Consider the following 26,684-nt stretch of genomic DNA (forward strand, 5'->3'; position numbering starts at 1 on the left):
GCGCTGTATGTACGGATGAGAATGACATGAAAATTCCCCCTCTAGTCAGTTACTTGGGCAAGTCTGTCGGCTTCGGTCTCACCGTGGCGGCTCTTCTGTTGCTGCTGTTTCCCAATTTCCGTGGCGGGGCCCAGCTGCCCGGCCTCATCACCAATGCCCGTGAACTGAGTTTCTCCTACGCCGCCCACCGCGCCGGGCCGGCGGTCGTCAACATCTATACCCGCAGCTTCGCCCGCAACCAGGGCAATCAGGCCGAGCTCAGGCCGCAGGGGCTCGGCTCCGGCGTCATCATGAGCCAGCGCGGCCACGTGCTGACCAACTATCACGTCATCGCCGATGCGGACCAGATCATCGTTGCGCTGCAGGATGGGCGGGTATTCAGCGCCGAGCTGGTCGGCTCCGATCAGCTGACCGATCTGGCGGTGCTCTACATCGAGTCGGACAATCTGCCGGTGATCCCGCAGGATCCGGAGCGCCTGCCCGACGTGGGCGACGTGGTGCTCGCCATCGGCAACCCCTACAACGTCGGCCAGACCATCACCCAGGGCATCATCAGCGCCACCGGCCGCATCGGCCTCTCCAGCATGGGCCCGGACAGCAACGGCCGGCAGGATCTGCTGCAGACCGATGCCGCCATCAACGAGGGCAACTCGGGGGGCGCCCTGGTCAATGCCCGCGGCGATCTGGTGGGCATCAACACCGCCGCCTACCACCTCAACGGCAACCAGGAGAGCTACGGCATCAGCTTCGCCATCCCCTACAAGCTGGCCAAGCGCATCATGGATGAGCTGATCGCCAACGGTCGGGTGATTCGTGGCTACCTCGGCATCTCCAGCGTCGAGATCAACCCCATCGTCGCCCGCATGATGAATCTGGGCGATCTGCGCGGCCTGGTGGTGGAGAGCCTGGATCCCAACGGCCCGGCCACCAGAGGCGGGTTGAAGCGGGGCGACGTGCTGCTCAAGATCAACGGCGAGGCCATCAGCGGCGTGCGTACCGCCATGGACAAGATCGTCGAGAGCCGGCCGGGCACCAAGCTCACCATCTCGGTGATCCGTGACGGCAAGCCGCTGGAGGTGGAGGTCACCATCGAAGAGGATCTGCGCTACCAGAACCGGGCCAGCCCGAGCGCCGCCACCGCCAGCTGATCCCGCCAATACTCTTTAACAGGGGCGGTCAACCGCCCCTGTTTGCTTCCCCCACACTCCCCCATCCGTGAGGCGACTCACAGTTTCCAGCAAGCCTGCTCGTCCCGGCCCGACGGGCCAAGTGCGCCCTCGATCACACAAAGTCGGCCCCGATAGCAGCCCTTTGCCTCTCCACTCCACAAAAATCACCGTTTTCGGCCCAGGCGTGCGGGAATTTCCGCTTCGAATCGGAAAAACAGTGCCTCCTCTCTCCTCTACTGCCGGCTTAGGGTAACGCTATCCCTTCTGCCAGCCTTGGAGAGCAGACCTTGCACACAGAGACCCATGACCAGAACCTGACCCCGGACAGCCCGGCGTTGCTGCGCCAGACCGACCACACGCTGGCGCGCATCCACACCCTGCTCGGCGAGCAGGGCATCCGCCCCAACGAGGTACAGCGGCAGATGCTGGCCTCCCACGTCAAAGCCATGGTGTGGCGCTCCTACAGCGGTGAGTCGCTGCCGGAGGTGGATCTCAGCCTGTTCGAGGAGATCTCCCCCCTCTCCCTGCGCCTGGCCGAACAGGTCGTCGCCTGGCTGGACAAGCTGGCCTATGAAGAGGCCCATCTGCTGTCCGTCCATTTCGAAGTTGCCAAAGAAAACGAACTCAGCTCAGTGAAAGGAGAAAGCTAAATGACAGCCATCAAACTCGTGATCGGTGATCGACTCGGCAAGGGCCAGAAAGTGGGGGCAGGCGCAGAAACCGCCGGCGCCAGCGTGACCATCATCCCCGGCATGGCCGCCGACATGAAGCTCGGTGACGTGATGAACAAGGAGCAGGCGGATCTCGGCATCTCCTTCTGCGGCAGCGGCGGCGCCGGTGCCATCACGGCGCAGACCAAGTACGGCTACAAGTGCCGCTACGGCATGCGCTCCATCGAAGAGGGCGTCACCGCCATCAACGAAGGCTGCGTGGTGCTGGGCTTCGGCTTCATGGACAAGGAAGAGCTGGGTCAGAAGCTGATCGAAGCCTTCGCCAAGAAACACGGACGCGCCTGATGAAAGAGGACTTCACCACCCAGGTCATGGTCAACGGCAAGGGGCCGACTCGCCAGCAGGCGTTCGCCGCCGCCCTCAGCCAGGTGCAGCCAACGCTGCTCAAGGACAACCCGCGGGTGATGCTGCGCATCGAGCCGCTCGAGGTGCAGGTGCTCAAGGCCGAAGAGTCGGTCCGGGTGGAGAAGTTCCTGTTCTTCTTCCTGCCGCGCCAGCGCCGCGAATTCCGGGTCCAGCTGGCGATCACGGTCAAGGTCACCAGCCTGGATGCCGAGCAAGTGACGTTCACCCTGGTGTGACGCCGCACGCGGGTACCACCCCACAAGAAGGATACGTTGGATGTTTCTAATCATATTTATCAAGTCACTCATCATCGGCGGCCTGGTAGGCGTCGGGGTGGGGGCTGGCGCGGCACGGATGTTCCACGCGCCGACCGTACAGGGCATGGGAGCTTTCCGTACCCTGGGCGAGCTCAACTCCTGCGAAGGAGACCCCGCCTCCCACTTCTCGTTTGGTCTGGGCTTCTTCTTCAACGCCTGGGCTTCCACCGTGGCAGCCGGCGCCTTCACCCAGGATGTGGATCACCGCATCATTCCGCACTGGGCCACGGCGGCACTGCTGTTCAAGAACCGGGATCTCGCCACCACCCTGCACGACCCGAAGAAGATGGCCATTGCCGGCGGCATCATAGGTGCCATCGTGGTCGCCTTCCTCAACAGCACGGCCGCCGCCGTACCGGCCGCCCTGCAGGTCACCGCGGTCAAGGTGCTGGTACCGGCCGCCAACCTGCTGGTCAACACCGTCATGCCGGTGATCTTCTGGTTGGCCGCCATCGAGGCGGGCAAGAAGTCCGGTTTCTGGGCCACCATCTTCGGCGGCCTGGCCCAGCTCATCATGGGCAACGCGGTACCGGGCCTGGTGCTCGGCATCCTGATCGGCAAGGGCGTGGAAGAGAGCGGCTGGAACCATGTCACCAAGGTGATGATGGCAGCCATTGTCCTGCTGTTCGTGCTGAGCGGCTTCTTCCGCGGCTTCGACATGAAACTCATCGAGTCCTTCCATCTGGGTGTTCCCCTGTGGCTGGAAAACGTCCATAACCTGCTGAGCGGCAAATAAGGGGTCACACCGTGGATGAGAAACTGAAAAACAACTTCTGGTACGCCGACTGGTCCTTCCCCATCTTTGTCGGCCTGCTGTCGGCCGGGGTCTTTGCCGGTACCCACATGTTCTATCTGTACGGGGTCGGTGCCTTCAACGAGGTGGCCTTCGTCGCCATGCTCAAGGCCGGCATGGACACCGGTGCCTATGGCGCGGTGGCGGCCTTCGGCGCCAGCTTCCTGTTTGCCCGCATCATCGAGGGCTCCCTGGTGGGGATCCTGGATATCGGCGGTGCCATCCAGACCGGGGTCGGCCTCGGCGTACCCGCCCTGCTGCTGGGGGCCGGCATCGTCTATCCGGTGGAGAACTTCGGTGCCTCGCTGGCAACCGGCATGGGGATTGGTCTGGCCATCGGCTACGTGATCATCCTGGCGCGTAAGTTCACCATCAACCAGAGCAACTCCACCTACGGTGCAGACGTCATGATGGGGGCTGGCAACAGCTCGGGCCGCTTCCTCGGCCCACTCATCATCCTCTCCGCCATGGGCGCCTCGATCCCCATCGGTATCGGCTCCCTGCTGGGTGCGCTGCTGTTCTACGTGTGGGGCAAGCCCATCACCGGCGGTGCCATCCTGGGGGCCATGCTGCTCGGCACCTTCTTCCCGGTTGCACTTGCATAACCATCCGCCGCCCTGCGGGGCGGCGCTCGAGAGGCCATCTAGCATGTACGACATCATCATCAGAGCGGGGCGCCAGGGAGATGGCCAGCTCGTCGATATCGCCATCCAGCAGGGCAAGATAGCCGCCATCGGCACCCTGCCGGAGACGACCGCGGCGCAGCAGATCCTGGATCTCGGCGGCCGGGTGCATGTGAGCGCCGGCTGGATCGACGGCCACACCCACTGCTATCCCGCTTCCCCCATCTATCACGATGAGCCGGACAAGGTGGGCGTGGAGTCCGGCGTCACCACCGTCATCGACGCCGGCAGCACCGGGGCCGACGACGTGGATGACTTCCAGCGTCTCGCCGCCGGCTGCAAGACCCGGGTGCACGCCCTGCTCAACATCTCCCGCATCGGCCTGCTGCGACAGAACGAGCTGGCCGACAGCCGGGACCTCGACATGGATCTCGCCTCGGCGGCCATTGCCCGCCACCCCGGCTTCATCGTCGGCATCAAGGCGCGGATGAGCGGCAGCGTGGTGGGTGAGAACGGCCTGCAGCCGCTGCGCATGGCCAAGGCACTGCAACAGGCCCACGGTCGGCTGCCGCTGATGGTACACGTGGGCAACACGCCGCCGGATCTGGACGAGATCGTCGCCCTGCTGGGGGATGGCGATCTGCTGACCCACTGCTTCAACGGCAAGCCCAACCGCATCCTGACCCCGGCCGGCGAACTGCGCCAGACGGTGCGTGAGGCGATGCAACGGGGCCTCTTGCTCGACATCGGCCACGGCGGCGCCAGTTTCAGTTTCGAGGTGGCGGAACTGGCCATTGCCCAGGGGATCCTGCCCCGCACCATCAGCTCCGACATCTACTGCAAGAACCGCATCAAGGGGCCGGTCTACAGCCTGGCCCACGTGATGTCGAAATTTCTCGCCATCGGCATGACGCTGGAGCAGGTGCTGGCCTGCGTCACCAACCATGCCGCCGATGCCCTGCGCCTGTCCGGCAAGGGGCAGCTCGAGGTGGGCGCCGCTGCCGACCTGACCCTGTTCGAGGTGAGCAGCGGCCCCACCCTCTTTACCGATACCGAAGCCGGCGCCCGTAATGGCGATCGGCAGCTGCTGCCCCTCGCCGCCCTGGTCGGTGGCGAACTGGTTCTGACTCACTATGGGAAATCACACCATGCCTTCTGTGTATGAGAAATATCAGCTCAAACCGGTGATCAACGCCTCCGGGCGCATGACCATTCTCGGCGTCTCCACCCCCGAACAGGAGGTGGTCGACGCGGTCAACTTCGGCCTCGGCCACTACTTCGAGGTGAAGGATCTGGTCAACAAGACCGGCGCCTATCTGGCGGGCTTGCTGGACGTGGAAGATGCGGTGGTGGTCTCCTGCGCCAGCGCCGGCATCGCCCAGTCGGTGGCCGCGGTGATCGTGCGCGGCGACCCCTACCGCCTCGAGCAGTTGCACGCCCATGCCCACGATGTGCCGAGCGAAATCGTGCTGCCCAAGGGGCACAACGTCAACTTCGGCGCGCCGGTCGGCACCATGGTCAATCTGGGGGGCGGCAAGGTGGTGGAGGCCGGCTACGCCAACGAATGCTCTGCCGCCCAGCTGGCCGCCGCCATCAATGCCAGCACCGCCGCCATCCTCTACATCAAGTCCCACCACTGCGTGCAGAAGAGCATTCTGTCGGTGGCAGAGGCAGCCGAGGTGGCCAAGGCCCACGGGCTCCCGCTCATCGTCGATGCGGCGGCCGAGGAAGATCTGCGTCTCTACTACAACCAGGGGGCGGATCTGGTCATCTACAGCGGCGCCAAGGCCATCGAAGGGCCCACCAGCGGGCTGGTACTCGGCAAGCGCCAGTACGTGGAGTGGGTCAAGCAGCAGGCCAACGGCATCGGCCGTGCCATGAAGGTGGGCAAGGAGGGGATCCTCGGCCTGACCCACGCCATCGAGCGCTATCTGGCCAAGGAGAAGGAGAGCGGCGCCGCCATGGTCGCCAAGATGACCCCCTTCATCGAGCGCCTCAACCAGCTGCCCGGCGTCAGCGCCAAGGTGGTGTGGGACAGCGCGGGGCGCGACATCGCCCGCACCGACATCGCCTTCGACCACCAGCAGATCGGCATGACCACAATGCAGGTCGTCGCCCGTCTGCAACAGGGCACACCTGCCATCTACTGCCGTGGCTACAAGGCCAACGAGGGGCACATCGAGATAGACGTGCGCAGCGTCACCCTGCCCCAGCTCGACCAGATCCATGCCGCCATTGCCCACCTCGTTCAGGAGAACAACTGATGCCTTTGACTCCCAATTACCACCGCGATCGGGTCTGCCTCAACGTGCTGGCCGGCTCCCGACAGAATGCCGTCGACATTTATGAGGCCGCCGAGGGCCATGTGCTGGTCGGCGTGCTCTCCAAAAACTACCCGGATGTGCCCTCCGCCGTCGCTGACATGCAGGCCTACGCCAAGCTTATCGACAACGCCCTCTCCATCGGGCTGGGGGCCGGCGATCCGCGCCAGTCCGCCATGGTGGCCGAGCTGGCTCGCCAGCTGCAGCCCCAGCACGTCAACCAGGTGTTCACCGGGGTCGGCGCCAGCCGGGCACTGCTCGGCCAGTCTGACACCCTCGTCAATGGCCTTGTCTCCCCCACCGGCACCCCGGGGATGGTGAAGATCTCCACCGGCCCCCTGAGTAGCCAGCAGCCCGACGGCATCGTCCCCATCGACACCGCCATCGCCCTGCTCAAGGACATGGGCGGCAGCTCGGTCAAGTTCTTCCCCATGGGCGGACTGGCCTGCCGCGCCGAGTATCAGGCGGTGGCCGAGGCCTGCGCTCGCCACGGTTTCTGGCTGGAGCCCACCGGCGGCATCGATCTCGACAACTTCGAGGAGATAGTGCGGATTGCGCTGGATGCCGGGGTCGAGAAGGTGATCCCCCATATCTACAGCTCCATCATCGACAGCGCGAGCGGTCAGACCCGTCCCGAGGACGTGCGTACCCTGCTGTCCACGGTGAAGCGGCTGCTGGCCTGACAGCCCTTCGGGCACCGGTCCGATCACTGACCGGTGCCTGGCTTGTTAATGACCCGCTTGTTAACATCGATTTTTCATTCCGCGACAGGAGTCCGTTCCCCCCTCATGATCAAGCTGCCCCACCCCAGACTCCATCAACTGCTCACCCTGCTCCACGCCGAGCCGCTGCCGCAGGAGGAACTGGCCCGCCGCCTCAATGTCTCCACCCGCACCGTGCGCACCGACGTGGCGACCCTGAACGAACTCATCGCCACCCGGGGCGCCCACCTGATCCACCAGCGCGGCAGCGGCTACCAGCTCAAGATCTACAATCAGGAGCTGTTCGCGGCGCTGCTGGCGGCCCAGGAGCAGGAGAGCGGGCTGCCCCGTACCAGCCGCGAGCGAGTGCTGCACCTGCAGATCCTGCTGTTGACGGCGGAGCAGGGCATCAAGCTCGACGAGCTGGCGGACACCTGGTATCTGAGCCGGGCGGCACTGCAGGGGGACATGGCGGAGGTGCGGGAGCGGCTCGCCCACTTCGGACTCGCCATCGACAGCAAACCCAGACAGGGGATGCGGATCCAGGGGGGCGAGACGGCCATCCGCGCCTGCCTCACCCAGCTGCTTTACCAAGAGCTGCTGCACAGCAACCCGCTGCAGAGCCTGCTGCCCAACCTCTGTCCCAGCAAGACGCTGGAGGTAGTGGGCAATCACATCCACGAGCAGCTCGGCCGTCATCAGCTGCGCCTGGCCGATGAGAGCCTGCAGCAGCTCGCCATCTACTGCGCCGTCGCCCTGCTGCGCCAGGCGGCCGGCCACGAGCTGCGCCACTTTGCCAGCGAGGATCTCACGGCGCCTCTGCTGGCGGTCGCCCACGATATCTATGGCGAGCTGCCGACCCTGACCCCGCCGGGGGAGGAGGAGATAGCCTGCCTCGCCATCCAGATCCAGGCCCGCCTCACCGCCGATGCCCCCCAGCTCAGCCCGGCCATGGCGGCCGAGAGCGAACAGCTGGTGGAGCATCTGCTGGCCTACATCCACCAGCACTACCCCTATGACCTGCGCGGCGATCTGCAACTGCGGGCCGACCTGCAGACCCATATCAGCGCCATGCTGCTGCGGGTCAAATACCAGATCGGCAGCCACAATCCGCTGGCGGACCACATCAAGCAGTACTACCCCCTCGCCTACGACATCACGCTGGCGGCCATCTCGGAGTGGATCAGGCAGACTCCCTATCGGCTGACCCACCACGAGATAGGCTATCTGGTGATCCACATCGGGGTCGGACTGGAGCGTCACTACGACATCGGTTACACCCGCCGTCCCCAGGCGCTGCTGCTGTGCGATGCGGGCAATGCCACCTTCCGGGTGCTGGAGGCCCGCATCAAGCGGGAGTATCCCCAGTTGCAGCTGACCATGCTGGAGTCGGTGCGGGATTACGAAGGGCTGGCGCGGATCGAGCAGGACTTCGTCATCAGCACCGTCAAGGCCGGCGAGAAGAACGTGCCCGTGGTGCAGGTCGCCCCCTTCCCGACCCAGTACCAGCTGGAGCAGCTCGGCAAACTGGTGCTGGTCGATCGCACCCGCCCCTACCTGCTCGACAAGTACTTCGATGCCGACCACTTCATAGTGGCCACCGAACCGCTCAGCCAGGCGGCGCTGTTTGATCGCATCTGCAGCCAGTTGGAGAACGAGGATCTGGTGGAGAGCGGCTTTCGGGGCTCATTGCAGGAACGGGAGCGGATCGTCTCCACCATGCTGGGGGACGGCATCGCCCTGCCCCACTCCCTCGGCCTGCTGGCGCGCCGCACCCTGGTCTATACCGTGCTGGCCCCGCAGGGGATCGACTGGGGCAACGGCGAGAGCGCTACCCTCGTCTTCGTACTGGCCATCGCCAAGGCCGACTACGAAGAGGCAATGGGGCTCTACGACCTGTTCCTGGCGCTGATGAACGAAAAAGCCAGCAGGAGTCTGCTGGCTTGTCGGGATTTTGCCGCCTTCAAGGCGCTGGCTCGCAGCGCACCTTGAGCATGCCGAGGCGCGTTACTCCTCGTTGAAGCCCGAGGTGAACAGCGCCACCACGGCGGCCAGGGCCTCCACTTCCTCAGGCCCCTCCACCTGAACTTCCACTTGCTTGCCCTGGGCGGAGTCCAGCATCAACAGGCCGATCACGCTGTCCGCGTCGGCCTCGACCCCCTCTTCGTTGCGCAGCAACACGTGGGCATCGAACCCCTGCACCAGCTCGAACAGCATCATGGCCGGTCTGGCATGCATGCCCAGTTTGTTTTTCACTTCCACCGAGGCTGAGACGGTCATCTGATCTTCCTATTGGTCCATCAAAATTGCGGCGCACTCTTGTCGAGGGTGCGGTGGCGGATCTGGACGTTCTTGCCCAGCAGGCGGAAGGCGCCGGCCAGCTGCTCGGCAATGAACACCGATCTGTGCTGGCCACCGGTGCAACCGATACCGACTGTCACATAGCTGCGATTGTTGCGCTCCAGATGGGGCAACCAGGTCGCCAGCATGTTCTCGATCTGCAGGATGAACTGCATCACGTCAGGCTGGCTGGAGAGGTAGCGGGCCACCGGCTCATCCTTGCCGGTAAAGGGCTTGAGTTCGGGGATCCAGTGCGGATTGGGCAGGAAGCGGGCGTCGAACACGAAGTCGGCATCCTTGGGAATGCCGTACTTGAAGCCGAACGACTCGAACACCAGCACCAGCTCGTTCTCCTTCTTGCCGAGCACCCGGGTCTTGATGAGCTCGCTCAAGTCGTGAATGCTGAGGTTGGTAGTATCGATGCGCAGGTCGGCCGTCGAGGAGAGCGGCGCCAGCAGGTGGGTCTCTTCCCGAATCGCCTCGTCCAGCGACAACTGATTGCGTGACAAGGGGTGCAGCCGGCGGCTCTCGCCGTAGCGCTTGAGCAGGGTGGAGTTTTCCGCATCGAAGAAGAAGCTCGAGAACTCCACCCGCCCCTCGTTGCGAACCTGGGCCAGCAGGGTTTCCAGCTTGTCCGGGCTCGCCGGCAGGTTGCGCACGTCGATGCTGACCGCCAGCTTGTCATACTGGCTCTCGACCGAGACGATCAGCTGGGGCAGCAGGTTGACCGGCAGGTTATCCACGCAGTAATAACCGAGATCCTCCAGCACACGCAGGGCAACTGTCTTGCCCGAGCCGGAGCGCCCACTCACCACTATTAATTGCATCTTGTTCCCTCACCGCTTGGCGTCATTGCAAGGGCCTGCATCTCAGGCCGATGTCATGATCTGATAGAGTTCTTCATCGCTGGTTGCCTGGCGCAACTGGCGGCATACCGCCTTGTCGCCCAGTTTGGATGCCATCAGGGAAAGGGTCTTGAGGTGCTGCTTGCACTCGCTTTCCGGCACCAGCAGGGCGAACAGCAGGTCAACCGGTTGATTGTCGATGGAATCGAAGGGGATCGGCTCTGCGAAGGTCATCAGGATGGCGGTCGGCGGAAACTCGTCGCCAATCCGGCCGTGGGGAATGGCGATACCGGCACCGATCCCGGTACTGCCCATTTTTTCTCGCGCCAGCAGGCACTCGAAGAGCACCTGACGAGAGGTCCCCAGACGTTCAGCGGCTAACTCGCTGATGATCTCCAGGGCGCGTTTCTTGCTGGTACAAGGGACCGCACTTTTGGTGCAGTCCCGACTCAGTATGTGTTCAAGTTGCATGGTTATTTTTGATTTAACTTATCTTTGTGCTTGATGATCTGCCGATCCAGCTTGTCCAGCAGGGTATCAATCGCAGCGTACATGTCGGCATGCTGCGAATTGGCGAACACCTCACCCCCGCTGACATGCAGCTTGGCTTCGGCGATCTGGTTCAGTTTTTCTACGCTCAACACCACATGAACATTGTTGATGTGGTCAAAGTGACGCTCGAGTTTGGCAAATTTGTTGTTCACATAATCACGCAGAGCTTCGGTGATCTCGACATGGTGTCCGGTCAGGTTAATTTGCATAACGTCTTCCTTTTGTTTTGCCTAAACCAGGCGTTTGCGCTGATTGGATGGCGGGATCAACAAGGATTCACGGTACTTTGCGATCGTGCGTCTCGCCACCATAATACCCTGTTCGGCCAGCAAATCCGCGATCTTGCTATCACTTAGCGGCTTGGCGGGATTCTCCGCCGTGACCAGCTTCTTGATGAGCGCGCGAATTGCGGTCGATGAGCACTCTCCTCCTCCCTCCGTGTTGACATGACTGGAGAAAAAAAACTTCAGTTCGAAGATGCCGCGTGGCGTGTGCATGTACTTCTGGGTCGTGACCCGCGAGATGGTCGACTCATGCATCTCCACCGCTTCGGCGATGTCGTTGAGCACCATGGGTTTCATGGCCTCTTCACCGTATTCGAAAAAGCCCTGCTGCTGCTCGACGATACAGCTGGCCACCTTGAGCAGGGTGTCGTTGCGGCTCTCCAGACTCTTGATGAACCACTTGGCTTCCTGCAGGTGGGAACGGATGAACTGGGTATCCTGGCTGGTGCGAGCCTGACGGGCCATGGCGGCATAGGTCTCGTTGACCCGGATGCGCGGGGCAGAGTCCGGATTGAGCTCGACCACCCACTTGTTGCCCTTCTTGACCACGGAAACATCCGGGATCACATACTGGGATTCGCTCTGGATGACGCCGTTGCCGGGTCTCGGTTCCAGCTGCTGGATCAAGTCCAGCACCTCCTTGAGGTCGCTCTCCTTGAGCCGGGTCTTGCGCGCCAGGGTGCGGTAGTCCCGATTGCCGAGCAAGTCCATGTGCTCGAGGATCACCTCCTTGGCCTCGTTGAGCCAGGGCAGGTCCGGGGAGTATTGGCCCAGCTGGATCAGCAGACACTCCTGCACCGAGCGGGCGGCGATGCCGACCGGATCGAAGTGCTGCACTCGCTTGAGCACCGCCTCCACTTCATCAAGCTCCACCTCGACATCCTCGCTGCTTACCGCAGTCTGGATATCTTCCAGCGACACCGTCAGATAACCGGATTCGTCGATGGCGTCGATGATGGCGAGAGCGATGGCGGCATCCACGTCGCTGAAGGGCGTCAGGCGCATCTGCCACAGCAAATAATCCTGCAGGTTTTCGGTGGTTTCGCCCTGATAGATGCTGTCTTCACCGTCGTGGATGGGGCCCGCGCTCTGGGCCGTGCCGGCCGAGTAGACCTCTTCCCAGGTGGTATCTACCGGCAATTCGTCCGGCATGTTGTCCTGGGACATGGCATCGCTGGAGTCGAGTTGGCTGGCATCGACCGGCTCTTCCGGGCTGGTCTCCTGCACATCATTTTCCTCTTGCTCCAGCAAGGGGTTGTTGTCGAGCGCTTGCTGAATTTCCTGCTGGAGTTCCAGAGTGGAGAGCTGGAGCAGACGAATCGCTTGTTGTAATTGCGGCGTCATGGTCAGGGACTGGCCGAGACGCAACTGTAATGTCGGCTTCATCTACGTCGGGATATCCTTATGTTCAGCGAGGCAGTCGTCACAGGAAATGAAGAGATGCCCCCTTACTATAGACTGAATTGATCGCCCAAATAGACGCGCTTGACCTGTTCGTCGGCCAGTATGTCGGCCGGTGCACCTTCGGCAATCATCTTGCCGTGGCTGACGATATAGGCCTTCTCACATACGTCCAGAGTCTCTCTGACGTTGTGGTCGGTGATCAAGACGCCCAGGCCTCTATCTTTGAGATGCTGGATGATCTTCTTGATGTCTATCACAGAAATGGGGTCGACCCCGGCAAAGGGTTCATCCAGCAGGATAAAACGCGGCTCGGCAGCCAGTGCCCGGGCGATCTCGACACGGCGCCGCTCCCCGCCCGACAGGCTCTGACCCAGGCTGTCACGGATATGGGTGATGTTGAACTCTTCCAGCAGTCGCTGGACCTTGTCCTCCCGCTCTTCGCGACTCAGCCCCTTGCGGGTCTGCATGACCCCCATCAGGTTGTCGAACACCGACAGGCGACGGAAGATGGAGGCCTCCTGCGGCAGATAGCCGATACCGTTGCGGGCACGGATATGCATGGGCTGCAGGCTGATGTCCTGATCATCGATGGTGATGAGGCCGGCATCGCTCTGCACCAGCCCCACGATCATGTAGAAGGAGGTGGTCTTGCCGGCGCCGTTCGGACCTAACAGCCCGACGATCTGGCCGGTACCCACTTCCAGGCTCACATCGCTCACTACCATGCGGCGCTTGTAACTTTTTTGCAGGCCGGCTGCTTTCAACACTGCCATGGTTTATTTTCCCTGCTTCTTCTGATCGGCCGGCTTGTCGAAATTCTCTACCTGATCCGGCAGGAACACCGTCTTGACCCGCTGGTTCGGGGTCTTGCTCTCGGCAATCATCTTCTGTTTGACGATGTCGTAACGGATCAGGTCGCCATTGACCTGGCTGTCTTCCTGCTTGAGCTGACCGTTGCCGGTGATGGTCACCAGACGGTTCTTCAGCTCATAACGGATGCTGTTGCCATGGGCATTGACCGGCTTGCCGTTGTCCAGGATCTGGAAGAAGGTGGCAGGCTTGCCATAGGCCGTCATCACCTCGGCACCTTTCTCGCCGGAGCGGATCACCACCACCTTGTCCGCCTTGATCTTGATGGTGCCCTGAGTAATGGTCACATCCTGTTCGAAGGTGATGCGGTTGTCCTGCATCTCGGCCACCTGCTTGACCGCATCCACATAGACCTTCTCGGCAAAGTCAGACTCTTTGGCGCTCACGGTGCCGCACAGCAGCAGGGCCGCGAGGGCCAGATTAGCGTTTTTCATTGAAATAGATGGCATGGCCCTGATCCAGTAATTCAAAATATTTGCGTTCCAGATGACCCTTCAGGCCGACGCCCTCGGTCTGGAAATCCTTACCCACTATGCTGACCTGCTGATTGCTTCTCACGTTCTGGGTCACCAGATCCAGCTCCAGATAGGGGGTATCCAGCGTGGAGATGAAAGAGGTGGGCAACAAGCCGTCCAGATGCACCTTGTCCCGCAGGATCACGTTGTCATCGGTGTTGAGCACGCCGGTATCGGCAGTAACCCTCCACTCGGGCTCGCCCTGCTTGTCGAACATGTAGACCACCGGCTTGTCAAAAGTGGCCTGCTCGAGGATCTGGTAGTACTCCGCGTAGCGGGACTCCAGCCGCTCGGTGCGACGGCCCTCGACATCGAAGCGGGTCGTCACCAGATTCTTGGCGGTGAAGTCCGGCTGATAATTTTCCACCTTGGTGGTCGGCTCCGGCGCCAGTTCGATGTCGCCGAGCTGCCAGGCGGCCAGCGCAACCAGGAACAGCAGGGCGAACAACAGGGTCTGTCTGCTCATACCGAGGCCTCTGGCTGATAGTCACCCAGCCCCTGGGCCTGCAAAATGAGATCGCACACCTCGCGCACCGCGCCAACACCGCCGGTCAGCCGGGTCACCATGTCGGCCCGCGCCAGCACCAGCGGATGGGCATCGGCCACGGCGATGCCAAGACCACAGGCCTGCATCACCGGCAGATCGATGGTGTCATCGCCGATGTAGGCCGCCTGCTCGGGGATCAGTGCCAGTTTGGCCAGCAGTGCCTCGAAGTGGGGCAGCTTCTGATCCGCCCCCTGTACCAGGTGCTGCACCCCCAGGCTTTTCATCCGATCGCTGACGATGCGGGAGTTGCGCCCGGTGATGATGGCAATCTCGATCCCGGCGTTGAGCAGCGCCCGCATGCCGGCACCGTCGCGGGTACAGAAGGTCTTCAGCTCTTCGCCGTCATTTCCCATGTAGATGAGGCCGTTGGAGAGCACCCCGTCCACATCGCACACCAGCAGGCGGATCTGCGCCGCCTTCTCAAACTGGCTGCGCGTCACCGGACCATAGAGGGTCGGTACGTTTTGCATCAAATTACTCCGGCTTTCAGCAGGTCGTGCATGTTGAAGGCACCCAGCGGGCGCTTGTCGCCATCCACAACCAGTAATCCGTTGATCTTTCTAGTTTCCATCAGTTTGACGGCCTCGGCTGCCATCATCTCCGGTCCCACGGTAACACAGTTGACCGTCATCACGCGGCTGATCGGGGTGTGGTGGATATCCACCTGCAGGTCCAGAATGCGGCGCAGGTCGCCGTCGGTGAACAGGCCGGCCAGGCGGCCATCGGCATCGGCCACGGCCGTCATGCCGAGCCCCTTGCGGCTCACTTCCAGCAGTGCCTGGCTGATGGTGGCATCTATCCCCACCTGGGGCAACAGCTCACCGCTGTGCATCAGATCGCCGACCCGCAGCAGCAGTCGCTTGCCAAGGGAACCGCCCGGGTGAGAGAGGGCGAAATCGTCGGCGGTAAAGCCGCGGGCTTCCAGCAGGGCCACCGCCAGCGCATCGCCCATCACCAGCGTCGCGGTGGTACTGGACGTGGGTGCCAGCCCCAGCGGGCAGGCTTCTTTCTCTACCTTGATGCACAGGTGCACATTGGCTTCTTTCGCCATGGTGGAGGCCGGGTTGCCGGTCATGCAGATGAGCGGGATGCCGCGGCGCTTGAGCACCGGCAACAGGGCCAGGATCTCGTCGCTTTCGCCGGAGTTGGAGATGGCGATGATGAGATCGCCGCCGGAGATCATCCCCAGATCGCCGTGGCTGGCTTCACCCGGATGGAGGAAGAAGGCGGGAGTCCCGGTGCTGGCCAGGGTGGCCGCAATCTTGCTTCCGACATGACCTGACTTGCCCATGCCGGTGACCACTATCTTGCCACTGCAGCGCAGTATCATCTCGCACGCCTGATCGAAGGCATCGTTCAGGTACTGGTAGAGTCCATCAATCGCTTGTTTCTCGATGTCCAGCACGGTACGGGCGCTGCGACGAAAATCGAACAGTTCAGACACTTTTTCAGACTTTACAGACATAAAGGCACAGCTCCGGGCTGAAATTTGCTGCGGGATTATAAAAAAGTCTGTCGAGATAAGCGAATCGGATACTTCCCAACCTGAAAAGAGAGACAATTGGTTACAAAAAACTGTCGCGCGTCTGGACAGGCAGGCTGTTCAATAGTTGTTCCTTGCTGTTGCTTAGACCTAGACTAGCCCATAAAATTCGCTCTTCATTTACACCGGATGGACAATTGTTTGAACGATGACCTGATCACCATCTCCGACCTGACCTTCAGTCACGGAGATCGGCTGTTATACGACGGGATAAACCTGACCATTCCCCGTGGCAAGGTCACTGCGGTCATGGGCCCCAGCGGCATCGGCAAGACCACCTTGCTGCGGTTGATCGGCGGCCAGCTCAAGCCCGAATCCGGTCATATCCTGTTTGACGGGGAAGATATCCCCACTCTCTCCCGCTCGCGCCTGTACGAGGTACGCAAGCGGATGAGCATGCTGTTCCAGAGCGGCGCCCTGTTTACCGGCATGACGGTGTACGACAACGTGGCCTTCCCGCTGCGCGAGCACTCCGGCCTGCCCGAGGAGCTGATCCACACCATCGTCATGATGAAGCTGCAGGCAGTGGGCCTGCGCGGCGCAGCAAGACTGATGCCGTCCGAGCTCTCCGGCGGCATGGCCCGGCGCGCGGCGCTGGCCCGCTCCATCGCGCTGGATCCGGATCTCATCATGTATGACGAGCCGTTCGTCGGCCAGGATCCCATCACCATGGCGGTGCTGGTGAAGCTCATCAAGGATATGAACGATGCCCTCGGCATCACCTCCGTCATCGTCACCCACGATGTGAAAGAGGTGCTGAGCATTGCCGACTACGCCTATATCATCGCCAACCGCAAGGTGGTGGCGCACGGCACGCCGGCCCAGCTGCGCGAGGAGCACAATCCCGAGGTCGAGCAGTTCCTGAAAGGATTGCCCGACGGTCCTGTTCCGTTTCATTTTCCGGCAGGCGACCTGCTACAGGATCTCTGATGTTGACAAGCCAGGTAAGCAAACTGGGGCGAAGCGGGGTGCGGTTCATCAGCGCCATCGGCCGCGCCACCATCATGTTGTTTCACGCGCTGGCGGGCAAACCCGCACCGCGCAAGCACTTCCCGCTGCTGGTGCAGCAGTTGTATGTGGTCGGGGTGCAGTCGGTCGCCATCATTCTGGTCTCCGGCCTGTTCATCGGCATGGTGCTCTCGTTGCAGGGCTACAACGTACTGAAGGACTTCGGTGCCGAGCAGAGTCTGGGGCCGCTGGTCTCCCTCTCCCTGCTGCGGGAGCTGGGCCCCGTGGTGACCGCGCTGCTGTTTGCCGGCCGCGCCGGCTCGGCCCTCACCGCCGAAATCGGCCTGATGAAGGCCACCGAACAGCTCTCCAGCCTGGAGATGATGGCGGTAGACCCGCTGCGCCGGGTGGTCGCGCCGCGCTTCTGGGCCGGGGTCATCAGCATGCCGCTGCTGGCCTTCATGTTCAGCCTGATCGGCATCTTCGGCGGCAAGCTGGTCGGTGTGGACTGGCTGGGGGTGGACGAAGGCAGCTTCTGGTCCGCCATGCAGGCCTCAGTCGACTGGCAGGATGACATCATGCAGGGCGCCATCAAGAGTCTCATCTTTGCCCTGGTGGTCACCTGGATTGCGCTCTTTAACGGTTATGATGCCAAGCCGACCTCGGCCGGGATCAGTCAGGCTACGACCCGTACCGTGGTCCACTCCTCCCTGGCCGTGCTCGGCCTGGATTTTATACTCACCGCAGTCATGTTTGGATAAGGTAAAGATGAAGTTCAGCAAAGTAGAATTCCTGGTTGGCGCTTTCATGCTGGCCGGCATCGGTGCCATTCTGGCGTTGGCACTGCAAGTGGCAGGTTTGAGTTTCAAACCGGAAGGAGAAACCTATACCCTGCGCGCCCATTTCGATAATATCGGCGGCCTGAAAGTACGCTCACCGGTCAAGGTGGGCGGCGTGGTGGTCGGTCGGGTCAGCGACATCACTCTGGACGCCAAGAGCCAGGTGCCGATCGTCTCTTTGCAGATGCAAAAGAGCGCCGGTGAGTTCTCCGAGACCAGTACCCTCTCCATCCTGACTTCGGGGCTGCTCGGCGAGCAATACATAGGCCTGATGCCCGGCTTTACCGATGAGGAGATGGGCACCAGCATGCTCAAGGATGGCGACATGATTGAAGACACCAAATCCGCCATTGTGCTGGAAGACCTGATTGGCAAGTTCCTCTACAGCCAGTCTTCCGACACCAAATCAGACAGCAAGTAAGGAGTAACCATGTTCAAGAAGATCGCCCTGCTGCTGGGCCTGATGACCAGCATGCTGTTTTCCCTGACCGCGCAAGCCACCGATGCCACCGATCCCTATGCCCTGGTAGACCAAGCGGCCAAGCAGACCTTCGCCCGCCTGAAGGCCGATCAGGCCCAGGTGAAGAGCAATCCGGATCACCTGCGGGTGATCATCCGCGAAGAGCTGCTGCCCTACGTGGACAACCGCTTCGCTGCCTACAAGGTGCTCGGCAACCAGATCAAGCAGACCACCCCGGCCCAGCGTGACGCCTTCGTCGAGGTGTTCACCGAGTACATGGTGAGCTCCTACGCCGACGCCCTGGCCCATTTCGACAAGCAGACCGTCAAGGTCGAGCCGGGCAAGGCCGCCGGTGACAGCAACATCACCGCCGTCAACGTCAGCGTGAAAGAGGCCGGCAAGCCGGACATCTTCCTCGAGTTCAAGCTGCGCAAGAACAACAAGACCGGCGAATGGAAAGCCTTCGACATGGTCGCCGAAGGGATCAGCCTGCTCTCTGCCAAGCAGAACGAGCTGGGCGGCCTCATTCGCCAGAACGGCATCGATGCGGTGATCGCCCAGCTGCGCGCCCACAATGCTAAACCGCTGGTGCTCAAGAAATGAGACTGAGCGGCGAGCTGCAGGCGGCCCAGGTCGTTGAGTTGTGGCAACGGCGGGCCGACTGGTGGCAGGAAGACCAGATCGAGCTTAGCGACGTCACCACTCTGGATTCGGCAGGGCTTGCCCTGCTGGTCAAATGGGCCAAAGCCGCTCTGGCACGAGGCGCCACACCACAACTGGTGGGCGCCTCCACTGATTTTTATACCCTGGCCAACCTCTACGGGGTGGCCGGATTGTTTCAGTCAACCCCGCTCACAACTGAGGACGCATAATGCAAGTCTCTGAAATTGAAGCGATACTCCTCGAGGCTCTGCCATTGTCCGAAGTCCATGTCAAAGGGGACGGCAGTCACTACCAAGTGATCGCCGTCGGCGACATGTTTGACGGCATGAGCCGGGTCAAGAAGCAACAGGCCATCTATGCCCCGCTGATGGACAAGATCGCCAGCAACGCCATTCACGCACTCTCCATCAAGGCTTTTACCGATGCCGAGTGGAAACGCGAACGTAAATTCCTACTGCCCTCCTGATTTGGTATCAAACGTAAATGGACAAATTCAAGATCGATGGTCGTTGTACTCTCAACGGCGAAGTGACCATCTCTGGCGCCAAGAACGCCGCTCTGCCGATCCTGTTCGCCACCCTGCTGTGTGATGAGGAGATCCACCTCTCCAACGTGCCGCGTCTGAAAGATGTGGGCACCACCATCAAGCTGCTGGAGATGCTGGGTGCCACCACCAAGGTGAACGGCAACGTCACCGTGCTGACCGGTGCGGTGAACAACCATGTTGCACCCTACGAGCTGGTGAAGACCATGCGCGCCTCCATCCTGGCGCTGGGCCCGCTGGCCGCCCGCTTTGGCGCGGCTGACGTCTCCCTGCCCGGCGGCTGCGCCATCGGTGCCCGTCCGGTCAACCTGCACGTGCACGGTCTGGAGCTGATGGGTGCCAAGATTGCCATCGAGGATGGTTACATCAAGGCTCGTGTCGACGGCCGCCTGAAGGGTGCTCACATCCTGATGGACATGGTCTCCGTCACCGGTACCGAGAACCTGATGATGGCCGCCACCCTGGCTGACGGCCGCACCGTGATCGAAAACGCCGCGCGCGAGCCGGAAGTGGTCGATCTGGCCAACTTCCTCAATGCCCTGGGCGCCAAGATCCAGGGCGCGGGCACCGACACCCTCACCATCGACGGTGTCGAACGTCTGCATGGCGGCAGCTACAGCGTCCAGCCAGACCGTATCGAAACCGGTACCTTCCTGGTGGGCGCAGCGGTCACCGGCGGCAAGATCACCTGCCGCAAGACCGACCCGACCCTGCTGGAAGCGGTACTGGTCAAGCTGGAAGAGGCTGGCGCCCTGATTGAGAAGGGTGAAGACTGGATCACCCTCGACATGACTGGTCGCACCCTCAAGCCGGTCACCATCAAGACCGCCCCCTACCCGGCCTTCCCGACCGACATGCAGGCCCAGTTCACCGTGCTGAACGCGGTGGCTAAGGGCACCGGCATGGTCACCGAGACCATCTTCGAGAACCGCTTCATGCACGTACCCGAGCTGGTACGGATGGGCGCCGACATCGAACTGCAGGGCAATGTGGCCATCTGCCGCGACACCCAGCAGCTCAAGGGTGCCCAGGTGATGGCGACCGACCTGCGCGCCTCCGCCAGTCTGGTGCTGGCCGGCTTCGTCGCCGAAGGCTCCACCATCGTCGATCGCATCTACCACATCGACCGTGGCTACGAAGACATCGAGCACAAGCTGCAAGGCCTTGGCGGCCGCATCGAGCGCATCAAGGGCTGATTGCCGCCCCTGAGCACGCCGATACAAAAAGGCCCCTCGCACTGCGAGGGGCCTTTTTCATGGCTGCAATCCACTGATGCCGGGATCAGTGGCCGGCCAGCTTCATGCTCTCGACCAACACCGAGCCGGTCTTAAGGCTGGAGCGCTCATCTTCGTCGCTGCCCACCGCCACGATATGGCTGAACATCTCGGCCAGATTGCCGGCGATGGTGATCTCTTCGACCGGGTAGGCTATTTCGCCATTCTCCACCCAGAAACCGGCTGCGCCGCGGGAGTAGTCGCCATTGACGATGTTGACCCCCTGCCCCATCAGTTCGGTCACCAGCAGGCCGGTGCCCATCTCCTTGAGCATGCCATTGAAATCCTGACCGGTGCTGGAAACCTGCCAGTTGTGGATGCCGCCGGCGTGGCCCGTGGTGGTGAGCCCCAGCTTGCGGGCGGAGTAGGAGGTAAGCAGCCAGCTCATCAGCTCGCCATTGCGCACTATGTCCATGTCGCGGGTCAGCACGCCTTCGCCATCGAACGGAGTACTGGCTAGCCCCCCCAACAGGTGGGGGAACTCCTGGATGGTGAGCCACTCGGGCAGGATCTGCTTGCCCAGCTTGTCCAGCAGAAAGCTCGACTTGCGGTAGAGATTGCCACCGCTGATGGCCATCACCAGATGACCCCACAGACCGGCCGCCGTATCGGGATGGAACAGTACGGGAGCGTGGCGAGTGCTAATCTTGCGGGCTCCCAGGCGAGATAGAGTGCGCTCCACCGCCTCGTCGGCGATGCGCTGCGGGCTCCAGAGCCCGTCCAGGGTACGGCTGGAGGAGTAGCCGTAATCGCGCTGCATGTCGCCGTCCTGCTCGCCGATCAGCACGCAGCTCAGGGAGTTGCGCGATGCTGCGTAGCCTTTGACGAAGCCATGGCTGTTGCCATACACCTTGATGCCGAGGTGACTGGAGAAACCGGCGCCGTCGGAGTGCTTGATGCGGGTATCGCGGCCCAGCGCCAGTCGTTCACACTCGATGGCCAGTTCGATGCCGCGCTGCGGATCCAGCTCGATCGGATGACACAGTTGCAGATCCGGGGCGTCCCAGGCCAGCAGCTCGGCGTCCGCCAGACCGGCACAGGCATCCGGCGAGGTGTGCCGGGCAATCTCCATGGCCGCTTCGACGGCGGCACGAATGGCCGACGGGCTCAGGTCCGTGGTGGAGGAAGAACCCTTGCAGCCATCGCGATAGACGGCGATGCCGAGCGCCCCGTCCTTGTTGAATTCGATGCTTTCCAGTTCACAACCCCGGGTGTTCACCGATAGCCCGGTCTGCTTGCTGATGGAGACTTCGGCAAGCCCGGCACCCAGTCCCTTGGCAATCTCCAGGGCCTCGGCAACTACGGCTTCAAGATGGGCTTGATCCTGGCGGATTTGGTCTTGCTGATCCATAACTCACATCTGTATGAAGGAAGGAAAGGGGCTAAGCATATCAGACCCCTGCGCCCAGCGGGAGAAGCTGGTAACATATCCACCAAACGTGAATGACAGGAATCAAGAGACCGATGAGTCAATATCAAGACGACAACGAGTGGGAAGACTGGGGCCCCAGCAAAAGCCAGCTCAAGCGCGATGCCGAAGCCTTGCAGAAGATGGGGGAAGAGATCGTCTCCCTCAGCCACAGCGAGCTGGAAAAGATCCCGCTGGATGAAGAGCTGGCCGAAGCGGTCGAGCTGGGCCGCAAGCTCAAGCCGAAGAAGGACGAGTCTTTCCGTCGCCACCTGCAGTTCATCGGCCGGTTGATGCGCAGCCGCGATGTGGAGCCCATCGTCGAGGCGCTCTCCATCATCAAGAATCGCCACTCCACCGTGAATGCCCGCCTGCACCGGCTGGAACAGTGGCGTGAGCGGCTGATCAATGAAGGTGACAGCGCCCTCAACGAGCTGATGTCCCAGTTCCACGAACTGGACCGCCAGAAGCTGCGCCAGCTGATCCGCACCGCCAACAAGGAGCGGGAGCTGAACAAGCCGCCGGTGGCCTATCGCGAGATGTACCAGTATCTACGCGGCGAGATCGAAGATCTGCTGTAAGTGATGACTCACCTTCGCCGACCGGCGATGAGCAGTACAAATAAAACGGGGCCGATATGGCCCCGTTTTCGTGTCGCTGCAGCTGTCAGCTGCCCGCCATGCACTGGGTATGAGTGCCTGGTTGCAGATACGGCATCAGCAGCGGGGCCATCCCCTTGAGCACCTGCACCGGCAGGGCCGAGGTGAAGCGGAACTTGTCGGACTGGCTGCCCGGCACATAGGCCGTCAGGGTGCCGAAGTGATCCTCTCCCAGATAGAAGACGAAGGTGGCGGTCCGGTTGCGAGCCAGCGAGCTGGTCACGTTGCCGTAGCGGCCGACCGTTTCAATCCGGTTGTCGCCCGTCCCCGTCTTTCCCCCCATCTGCAGCACGGTACCGTCCGGCAGGGCGAAGGCACCGGCAATGCGTCTGGCCGTGCCACCTTCCACCACCTTCGACAGCGCGTTGCGCAGCGCGGTGGCCACCTCGACCGGCAGCACCCGGGTCCCCTCGGTCTGCGCCGGTTGGAACTCGGTTTCGAACGGCGTGCCCTTGGCAAACGACAAATGCTCGATGCGCAGGGTCGGCGCACGAATGCCGCCGTTCTGGATGATCCCCATCAGCTCGGCCAACGCAGCAGGGCGGTCGCCCGAACTGCCCAGGGCCGTTGCCAGCGACGGCACCAGATGATCGAACGGATAGCCCAGTCTGGCCCAACGTTGATGGATGTCGAGGAAGGCCTCGACCTCCAGCATGGTGCGGATCCGGCTGTCGCGGGCGCTACGGTGGCGGGTCTTGAACAGCCAACTGTAGACCTCCTGCCGCTCGTCCCGGCTCGCCTCGACGGCATCGGCGAAGGTTGCCTTGTCGAACTCCTTGAGATAGGAGAGCAGCCACAGCTCCAGCGGGTGCACCCGGGCGATATAGCCTTGATCCGGCAGTGAATACTTGCCGGGACCATAGCTGGTATAGAGCTGCTCGATACGACGATCGCTCAGCTTCTCCCGCGGCAGGCGCTTCGCCAGGAAGGCAGCGAACCTCTCCTGCGACGCATCCGGCATCAGGTAGCGATGTACGGCAGCCAGGCGCACGGCGCTGGGCTTGAGACCATCCAGGAAGGTATCGAGCTGTTCATCCGCAGTCTTGCCACGGTATTTGCGCCAGAAGCGCAGCAGATAGGTCTGCCCCTCTTTATCCGCAAACTTGGCCAGATACTCGGTACGGCGCGGATCCTTGTCATCCTTGAGCAACTGGGCACGGTTGCCCTCCCGGTAGAGGCTGTAGCGGACGATGTCACGCATCAGACGCACGAAGGGCAGGTTGATGGATTCACGCAGCGCGTCGCGAATGGCCGGGATGCGGCCATTGTCCTCGCGCCGGAAGTTGTTGAAGGTGTGCATGCCACCGCCGGTGAAGAATCCCTCGTTCGGGCTGGCGGAGTATTTGCGATCCAGCGCCGCCTCCAGCATGGGTGGCAGGCTCTTATCCTTGGCGCTCATCAGGTAGGAGACGGCCCAGCGGCTGATGTTGTCCTGCTCCGATACCTCGATCTTGCGCAGGCTCTCGGCCGACATGTCCGCGTAGTTGTCGTGCAGCTCGGAGACGATCTCCAGGTAGGTAGTCAACACCCGCAGCTTGGCGGTTGACCCCAGCTCCAGCTTGCTGCCCTCGTTGATGTCGAACGGCTGATCCGTGTTGTCGGTCTGCACCCGCACCTTGAAGCCCTGCGGGGATTTTTCGAACAGCGTGAAGCTGTACTTCACGTCTCCCGTCTTCTCCGGCGAGAGCAGGCGCTCACCAAACAGCCCTACCTGAGCAGCAAACGTTGGATCGGCCAGCTGCTGCAGGTAGCGAGAGACCTCGTTTTGCAACGGCATGTTGAGGCTGGTATCAGCCGTCAGATCGAGTCGGTCCAGATCATAGAGCTGCACCCCGAGCTGACGGCTCAGACGGGTACGGGCAACTTGCAGGCCCTTGTTGTTGTTGACCTTGGTCACCGCCGGGGACTGCAGGAAATCGCGGAACGAGATCTTGGCTTTCAGCGCAGCTTCCATCAGCGGCGGCGTGATCATCCCCTCCTGTACGAACAGCCGCAGATAGCTGTCGGTCAGGGTCGCCAGTGCATCGCGCCCCTGCGCCAGATAGTAGGAGGGGCGGCGATGGGCAATCATCAGCGAGACCACCTGGCGCAGCGCTAGGCCCTGCTCCGCCAGCGAAGCATCCTGGTTGCGCGCAGGATCCAGCAGCCGGTTTACCTCGTCCACATTGGCGCCAAACCATACCCAGAGACCATCCCCCAGGCCGTGCACCTCCCCATAGCCGGGAGCCGCAGAGAGCGGTACCGAGTTGAGATAGGCCCAGGCAACCAGTTTGCGCGCCTCCAGCGTCTTGGGCCCCAACCGGTAGGCCCGTACACTGGCGGAGGCCATCTGGCGGATCTTCTCGGTGGGTGACAGCGTCAGGCCATCCGGCGAGTGGCGATACTTCTCAACCTGAGTCGCCAGCGTACTGCCGCCGGCCGATTGATCCTGCATATCGAGCGCCTTGCCGACCTGCGACATGGCTGCCTTGGCAAAACGGGGCCAATCCACGGCCGGGTTGGCCAGCGGTTGCTCATTGCTGAGCAGGTCGCGGTTCTCGATGAACAAGAGCGACTGGATCACCAGCGGCGGGATGGAGGCAAAATCCGGGTAATAGTGGGTCGGATACTTGAATTGATAGAAGGGTTCCGCCCGACAGTCGTGCAGAGTCAGGCCGGCTTGCACCTTCTCGGTATAAGGCACGAAAAAGCCGCGACTGGCATAGTCATACAAGGCGTCGGAGAAATGTACCTGCTCGCTGACCTGATAACCCCGTTGCAGCAAGCGCTCCTGCATCATGGGCAACAGTACATAACCGAGCCGCTTGTCGAAGGGACCGTCTTCGGGGAAGGCAATCTGCTTGCTGGGGCCCGGTTCGACCTGATAGGTCAGCTTGGCCGCATAGCGGGAGATCTCCTGCGATTGCAGGCGGGAAGTCTGCATCTCATAACCGACCAGAGCAATCACCGCAGCCAGGCACAGCAAAAAGAAAAAGCAGAACAACCAGCGCCACCAGGAACGACGCTTGCGCTTGTACTTGCCGTCCACGCTTGGGACAGATGAATCCTGAGATGCCACTTTGTTCAAATCCGTCTGTTCTGATGCGCCCATATCAGCCCCACCATGGTTGCGCAATTTATTGTGTTTCACTCAAGCTTAGTCGTTTCAAGTCAATGGCTTGAAAACTATTGACCGCTTTGTAGTGATGGTAACAGGGCGATCATAAAAAGGGGAGCCGATTGTTGCAGTGCAGTGAGAGATCCGAGCTGATGACAGAAAGCAAAACACCGGCCTATGGCCGGTGTTTTGAGAAGACAGTGAGCAGGCTTATTTGCTGGAACTCATCGCCTTGAGCTTGGTGCTCAGCTCTTTACGCTCTTTGGACAGCTCGGCATTCTTGATGATGTGGTCGTCCACACGCTCTTCATAATCAGCCCGCATGTTGGCGATGATGGCTTGCACCTCATCGATGCTCATACCCGGTTTGATGTAGTCGCTCAGGTTGTCGAGCAGCAGCACCCGCTTCTGGTTGTCACGGACCTTCTTCTCGTTGTCCGCAATTTCACGCTTGAGTTTGTTCTGACGACGGGACATACGCACATATTCCAGTACATCGCTGAAGGTGGACTTGTTTACTTGTTCCATATCGATACCACTGACGTAAGGTTGATAAAAGCAGGCCAAGTTGCATCCGTACTAAAGAAACCAACATGAGAGAGTACGGGCCAACCCAAGATGCCTTTACTCTACCGAGTTATGAGGCAGATACAACCCTAATTGCAGGGCTGACGCCGGGTTTCGGCACGAGAGAGCCGAGTGAACAACAGAGTGGAAAGCAGTGCAGACTCTCCATCCGAAGGGATATATCAGGGGTGAGATAAGGCGAATTTCAGGCAATAAAAAACCCCGCTCAGATGAGCGGGGTTTCTTGTATTGGGTGCCTGGCAGTGTCCTACTCTCGCATGGCGAATGCCACACTACCATCGGCGCTACCGCGTTTCACTTCTGA

General features: G+C 61.5%; 31 protein-coding genes. 18 read left to right on the top strand and 13 right to left on the bottom strand.

Translation table 11 applies throughout. The features are described from left to right. Positions 1-26 precede the first annotated feature (26 nt). The 10 genes from degS (at position 27) to PG881_RS15600 (ending at position 8,992) form a co-directional block, all read left to right on the top strand. A complete protein-coding gene (degS, locus tag PG881_RS15555; protein ID WP_043160650.1) occupies positions 27-1,148 on the top strand; it encodes an outer membrane-stress sensor serine endopeptidase DegS in 1,122 nt (373 codons plus the stop codon). 308 nt (positions 1,149-1,456) lie between these two features. After that, entirely contained in the window at positions 1,457-1,819 is a 363-nt protein-coding gene (locus PG881_RS15560; RefSeq protein WP_017409378.1) for a transcriptional regulator, read from the top strand. Continuing rightward, the gene (locus PG881_RS15565; protein ID WP_011707603.1) at positions 1,820-2,185 is read left to right on the top strand and encodes a glycine-rich SFCGS family protein; all 366 of its coding nucleotides are present in this window, start codon (positions 1,820-1,822) and stop codon (positions 2,183-2,185) included. Then, positions 2,185-2,481, top strand: a complete 297-nt coding sequence (locus PG881_RS15570; RefSeq protein ID WP_029304679.1) for a DUF4312 family protein — start codon at positions 2,185-2,187, stop codon at positions 2,479-2,481. Before PG881_RS15565 ends, PG881_RS15570 begins: the two co-directional genes overlap by 1 nt. 40 nt (positions 2,482-2,521) lie before the next feature. Continuing rightward, complete coding sequence (locus PG881_RS15575; RefSeq protein ID WP_016352193.1) at positions 2,522-3,298, top strand: DUF4311 domain-containing protein; 777 nt, start codon at positions 2,522-2,524, stop codon at positions 3,296-3,298. Between the two features lie 11 nt (positions 3,299-3,309). Beyond that, on the top strand, positions 3,310-3,960 hold the full coding sequence (locus PG881_RS15580) for a DUF4310 family protein (RefSeq protein ID WP_011707606.1): 651 nt from the start codon (positions 3,310-3,312) through the stop codon (positions 3,958-3,960). Positions 3,961-4,003: 43 nt separating this feature from the next. Beyond that, the gene (locus PG881_RS15585) at positions 4,004-5,143 is read left to right on the top strand and encodes an amidohydrolase/deacetylase family metallohydrolase (protein ID WP_270801194.1); all 1,140 of its coding nucleotides are present in this window, start codon (positions 4,004-4,006) and stop codon (positions 5,141-5,143) included. After that, entirely contained in the window at positions 5,127-6,242 is a 1,116-nt protein-coding gene (locus tag PG881_RS15590; RefSeq protein ID WP_270801197.1) for a DgaE family pyridoxal phosphate-dependent ammonia lyase, read from the top strand. Before PG881_RS15585 ends, PG881_RS15590 begins: the two co-directional genes overlap by 17 nt. Further along, entirely contained in the window at positions 6,242-6,982 is a 741-nt protein-coding gene (gene dagF, locus PG881_RS15595; protein ID WP_270801200.1) for a 2-dehydro-3-deoxy-phosphogluconate aldolase, read from the top strand. The genes PG881_RS15590 and dagF overlap by 1 nt, the downstream gene beginning before the upstream one ends. 105 nt (positions 6,983-7,087) lie before the next feature. Next, positions 7,088-8,992: a BglG family transcription antiterminator gene (locus PG881_RS15600; RefSeq protein WP_270801203.1), complete on the top strand. Its 1,905-nt coding sequence runs from the start codon at positions 7,088-7,090 to the stop codon at positions 8,990-8,992. A gap of 15 nt (positions 8,993-9,007) precedes the next feature. Here the strand turns inward: PG881_RS15600 and npr are convergent, their stop codons facing one another. The 10 genes from npr to PG881_RS15650 all read right to left on the bottom strand — a co-directional run bounded on the left by npr (position 9,008) and on the right by PG881_RS15650 (position 15,822). After that, positions 9,008-9,280 carry a PTS phosphocarrier protein NPr gene (gene npr / locus PG881_RS15605; protein WP_005305943.1) on the bottom strand — a complete coding sequence of 91 codons (273 nt, stop codon included), beginning with the start codon at positions 9,278-9,280 and terminating at the stop codon, positions 9,008-9,010. A 20-nt stretch (positions 9,281-9,300) separates the two neighbouring features. Beyond that, entirely contained in the window at positions 9,301-10,167 is an 867-nt protein-coding gene (rapZ, locus tag PG881_RS15610; protein WP_011707611.1) for an RNase adapter RapZ, read from the bottom strand. 42 nt (positions 10,168-10,209) lie between these two features. Beyond that, positions 10,210-10,656: a PTS IIA-like nitrogen regulatory protein PtsN gene (gene ptsN / locus PG881_RS15615; protein ID WP_005305951.1), complete on the bottom strand. Its 447-nt coding sequence runs from the start codon at positions 10,654-10,656 to the stop codon at positions 10,210-10,212. A gap of 2 nt (positions 10,657-10,658) precedes the next feature. Continuing rightward, positions 10,659-10,946, bottom strand: coding sequence for a ribosome hibernation promoting factor (gene hpf, locus PG881_RS15620; protein ID WP_005305957.1), 288 nt, complete (start codon positions 10,944-10,946; stop codon positions 10,659-10,661). A 21-nt stretch (positions 10,947-10,967) separates the two neighbouring features. Then, positions 10,968-12,407: an RNA polymerase factor sigma-54 gene (locus PG881_RS15625; protein ID WP_011707612.1), complete on the bottom strand. Its 1,440-nt coding sequence runs from the start codon at positions 12,405-12,407 to the stop codon at positions 10,968-10,970. Between the two features lie 65 nt (positions 12,408-12,472). Continuing rightward, the gene (gene lptB, locus PG881_RS15630) at positions 12,473-13,198 is read right to left on the bottom strand and encodes an LPS export ABC transporter ATP-binding protein (RefSeq protein WP_270801206.1); all 726 of its coding nucleotides are present in this window, start codon (positions 13,196-13,198) and stop codon (positions 12,473-12,475) included. Positions 13,199-13,201: 3 nt separating this feature from the next. Next, on the bottom strand, positions 13,202-13,729 hold the full coding sequence (gene lptA, locus PG881_RS15635) for a lipopolysaccharide transport periplasmic protein LptA (protein WP_016352198.1): 528 nt from the start codon (positions 13,727-13,729) through the stop codon (positions 13,202-13,204). Then, entirely contained in the window at positions 13,716-14,276 is a 561-nt protein-coding gene (gene lptC, locus PG881_RS15640; protein WP_270801209.1) for an LPS export ABC transporter periplasmic protein LptC, read from the bottom strand. The genes lptA and lptC overlap by 14 nt, the downstream gene beginning before the upstream one ends. Then, complete coding sequence (kdsC, locus tag PG881_RS15645) at positions 14,273-14,827, bottom strand: 3-deoxy-manno-octulosonate-8-phosphatase KdsC (RefSeq protein ID WP_270801211.1); 555 nt, start codon at positions 14,825-14,827, stop codon at positions 14,273-14,275. The genes lptC and kdsC overlap by 4 nt, the downstream gene beginning before the upstream one ends. After that, positions 14,827-15,822, bottom strand: coding sequence for a KpsF/GutQ family sugar-phosphate isomerase (locus PG881_RS15650; protein WP_017409369.1), 996 nt, complete (start codon positions 15,820-15,822; stop codon positions 14,827-14,829). Before PG881_RS15650 ends, kdsC begins: the two co-directional genes overlap by 1 nt. A 207-nt stretch (positions 15,823-16,029) precedes the next feature. Here PG881_RS15650 and mlaF point away from each other — a divergent pair, with 207 nt between their 5' ends. The 7 genes from mlaF to murA are packed head-to-tail and all read left to right on the top strand — an operon-like array spanning position 16,030 to position 20,550. After that, positions 16,030-16,830, top strand: coding sequence for a phospholipid ABC transporter ATP-binding protein MlaF (gene mlaF, locus PG881_RS15655; RefSeq protein WP_011707618.1), 801 nt, complete (start codon positions 16,030-16,032; stop codon positions 16,828-16,830). Further along, the gene (mlaE, locus tag PG881_RS15660) at positions 16,830-17,609 is read left to right on the top strand and encodes a lipid asymmetry maintenance ABC transporter permease subunit MlaE (protein ID WP_011707619.1); all 780 of its coding nucleotides are present in this window, start codon (positions 16,830-16,832) and stop codon (positions 17,607-17,609) included. Before mlaF ends, mlaE begins: the two co-directional genes overlap by 1 nt. Positions 17,610-17,616: 7 nt before the next feature. Beyond that, positions 17,617-18,108 carry an outer membrane lipid asymmetry maintenance protein MlaD gene (gene mlaD / locus PG881_RS15665; protein WP_011707620.1) on the top strand — a complete coding sequence of 164 codons (492 nt, stop codon included), beginning with the start codon at positions 17,617-17,619 and terminating at the stop codon, positions 18,106-18,108. A gap of 9 nt (positions 18,109-18,117) precedes the next feature. Next, the gene (gene mlaC / locus PG881_RS15670) at positions 18,118-18,750 is read left to right on the top strand and encodes a phospholipid-binding protein MlaC (RefSeq protein WP_011707621.1); all 633 of its coding nucleotides are present in this window, start codon (positions 18,118-18,120) and stop codon (positions 18,748-18,750) included. Beyond that, positions 18,747-19,019 carry an STAS domain-containing protein gene (locus tag PG881_RS15675; RefSeq protein WP_039213917.1) on the top strand — a complete coding sequence of 91 codons (273 nt, stop codon included), beginning with the start codon at positions 18,747-18,749 and terminating at the stop codon, positions 19,017-19,019. The genes mlaC and PG881_RS15675 overlap by 4 nt, the downstream gene beginning before the upstream one ends. Beyond that, positions 19,019-19,276, top strand: a complete 258-nt coding sequence (gene ibaG, locus PG881_RS15680; protein WP_005306001.1) for a BolA family iron metabolism protein IbaG — start codon at positions 19,019-19,021, stop codon at positions 19,274-19,276. Before PG881_RS15675 ends, ibaG begins: the two co-directional genes overlap by 1 nt. A gap of 17 nt (positions 19,277-19,293) precedes the next feature. Then, the gene (murA, locus tag PG881_RS15685; RefSeq protein ID WP_011707623.1) at positions 19,294-20,550 is read left to right on the top strand and encodes a UDP-N-acetylglucosamine 1-carboxyvinyltransferase; all 1,257 of its coding nucleotides are present in this window, start codon (positions 19,294-19,296) and stop codon (positions 20,548-20,550) included. A gap of 85 nt (positions 20,551-20,635) precedes the next feature. Here the strand turns inward: murA and pmbA are convergent, their stop codons facing one another. Beyond that, positions 20,636-21,979, bottom strand: coding sequence for a metalloprotease PmbA (pmbA, locus tag PG881_RS15690; protein WP_011707624.1), 1,344 nt, complete (start codon positions 21,977-21,979; stop codon positions 20,636-20,638). Between the two features lie 113 nt (positions 21,980-22,092). Here pmbA and yjgA point away from each other — a divergent pair, with 113 nt between their 5' ends. Continuing rightward, on the top strand, positions 22,093-22,617 hold the full coding sequence (gene yjgA / locus PG881_RS15695) for a ribosome biogenesis factor YjgA (protein ID WP_010635921.1): 525 nt from the start codon (positions 22,093-22,095) through the stop codon (positions 22,615-22,617). Between the two features lie 85 nt (positions 22,618-22,702). Here the strand turns inward: yjgA and PG881_RS15700 are convergent, their stop codons facing one another. After that, positions 22,703-25,786 (bottom strand): transglycosylase domain-containing protein, encoded by a 3,084-nt coding sequence (locus PG881_RS15700; protein ID WP_270801216.1) that lies wholly within the window; start codon positions 25,784-25,786, stop codon positions 22,703-22,705. A gap of 216 nt (positions 25,787-26,002) precedes the next feature. Next, on the bottom strand, positions 26,003-26,320 hold the full coding sequence (gene tmaR, locus PG881_RS15705; protein ID WP_016352207.1) for a PTS system regulator TmaR: 318 nt from the start codon (positions 26,318-26,320) through the stop codon (positions 26,003-26,005). Between the last annotated feature and the right edge of the window lie 364 nt (positions 26,321-26,684).

This window comes from Aeromonas sp. QDB54 (assembly GCF_027707385.1).
In the GTDB taxonomy this organism is placed as follows: domain Bacteria; phylum Pseudomonadota; class Gammaproteobacteria; order Enterobacterales; family Aeromonadaceae; genus Aeromonas; species Aeromonas hydrophila.

Coding starts and splice junctions, on each gene's coding strand:
- kdsC (WP_270801211.1), bottom strand. CDS start 14,827: ATGCAAAACGTACCGACCCTCTATGGTCCGGTGACGCGCAGCCAGTTT.
- ptsN (WP_005305951.1), bottom strand. CDS start 10,656: ATGCAACTTGAACACATACTGAGTCGGGACTGCACCAAAAGTGCGGTC.
- dagF (WP_270801200.1), top strand. CDS start 6,242: ATGCCTTTGACTCCCAATTACCACCGCGATCGGGTCTGCCTCAACGTG.
- PG881_RS15585 (WP_270801194.1), top strand. CDS start 4,004: ATGTACGACATCATCATCAGAGCGGGGCGCCAGGGAGATGGCCAGCTC.
- hpf (WP_005305957.1), bottom strand. CDS start 10,946: ATGCAAATTAACCTGACCGGACACCATGTCGAGATCACCGAAGCTCTG.
- tmaR (WP_016352207.1), bottom strand. CDS start 26,320: ATGGAACAAGTAAACAAGTCCACCTTCAGCGATGTACTGGAATATGTG.
- PG881_RS15650 (WP_017409369.1), bottom strand. CDS start 15,822: ATGTCTGTAAAGTCTGAAAAAGTGTCTGAACTGTTCGATTTTCGTCGC.
- mlaD (WP_011707620.1), top strand. CDS start 17,617: ATGAAGTTCAGCAAAGTAGAATTCCTGGTTGGCGCTTTCATGCTGGCC.
- PG881_RS15600 (WP_270801203.1), top strand. CDS start 7,088: ATGATCAAGCTGCCCCACCCCAGACTCCATCAACTGCTCACCCTGCTC.
- PG881_RS15590 (WP_270801197.1), top strand. CDS start 5,127: ATGCCTTCTGTGTATGAGAAATATCAGCTCAAACCGGTGATCAACGCC.
- pmbA (WP_011707624.1), bottom strand. CDS start 21,979: ATGGATCAGCAAGACCAAATCCGCCAGGATCAAGCCCATCTTGAAGCC.
- PG881_RS15700 (WP_270801216.1), bottom strand. CDS start 25,786: ATGGGCGCATCAGAACAGACGGATTTGAACAAAGTGGCATCTCAGGAT.
- npr (WP_005305943.1), bottom strand. CDS start 9,280: ATGACCGTCTCAGCCTCGGTGGAAGTGAAAAACAAACTGGGCATGCAT.
- PG881_RS15575 (WP_016352193.1), top strand. CDS start 2,522: ATGTTTCTAATCATATTTATCAAGTCACTCATCATCGGCGGCCTGGTA.
- PG881_RS15625 (WP_011707612.1), bottom strand. CDS start 12,407: ATGAAGCCGACATTACAGTTGCGTCTCGGCCAGTCCCTGACCATGACG.
- PG881_RS15565 (WP_011707603.1), top strand. CDS start 1,820: ATGACAGCCATCAAACTCGTGATCGGTGATCGACTCGGCAAGGGCCAG.
- rapZ (WP_011707611.1), bottom strand. CDS start 10,167: ATGCAATTAATAGTGGTGAGTGGGCGCTCCGGCTCGGGCAAGACAGTT.
- lptB (WP_270801206.1), bottom strand. CDS start 13,198: ATGGCAGTGTTGAAAGCAGCCGGCCTGCAAAAAAGTTACAAGCGCCGC.
- PG881_RS15570 (WP_029304679.1), top strand. CDS start 2,185: ATGAAAGAGGACTTCACCACCCAGGTCATGGTCAACGGCAAGGGGCCG.
- PG881_RS15675 (WP_039213917.1), top strand. CDS start 18,747: ATGAGACTGAGCGGCGAGCTGCAGGCGGCCCAGGTCGTTGAGTTGTGG.
- ibaG (WP_005306001.1), top strand. CDS start 19,019: ATGCAAGTCTCTGAAATTGAAGCGATACTCCTCGAGGCTCTGCCATTG.
- mlaF (WP_011707618.1), top strand. CDS start 16,030: ATGGACAATTGTTTGAACGATGACCTGATCACCATCTCCGACCTGACC.
- lptC (WP_270801209.1), bottom strand. CDS start 14,276: ATGAGCAGACAGACCCTGTTGTTCGCCCTGCTGTTCCTGGTTGCGCTG.
- yjgA (WP_010635921.1), top strand. CDS start 22,093: ATGAGTCAATATCAAGACGACAACGAGTGGGAAGACTGGGGCCCCAGC.
- degS (WP_043160650.1), top strand. CDS start 27: ATGAAAATTCCCCCTCTAGTCAGTTACTTGGGCAAGTCTGTCGGCTTC.
- murA (WP_011707623.1), top strand. CDS start 19,294: ATGGACAAATTCAAGATCGATGGTCGTTGTACTCTCAACGGCGAAGTG.
- mlaC (WP_011707621.1), top strand. CDS start 18,118: ATGTTCAAGAAGATCGCCCTGCTGCTGGGCCTGATGACCAGCATGCTG.
- mlaE (WP_011707619.1), top strand. CDS start 16,830: ATGTTGACAAGCCAGGTAAGCAAACTGGGGCGAAGCGGGGTGCGGTTC.
- lptA (WP_016352198.1), bottom strand. CDS start 13,729: ATGAAAAACGCTAATCTGGCCCTCGCGGCCCTGCTGCTGTGCGGCACC.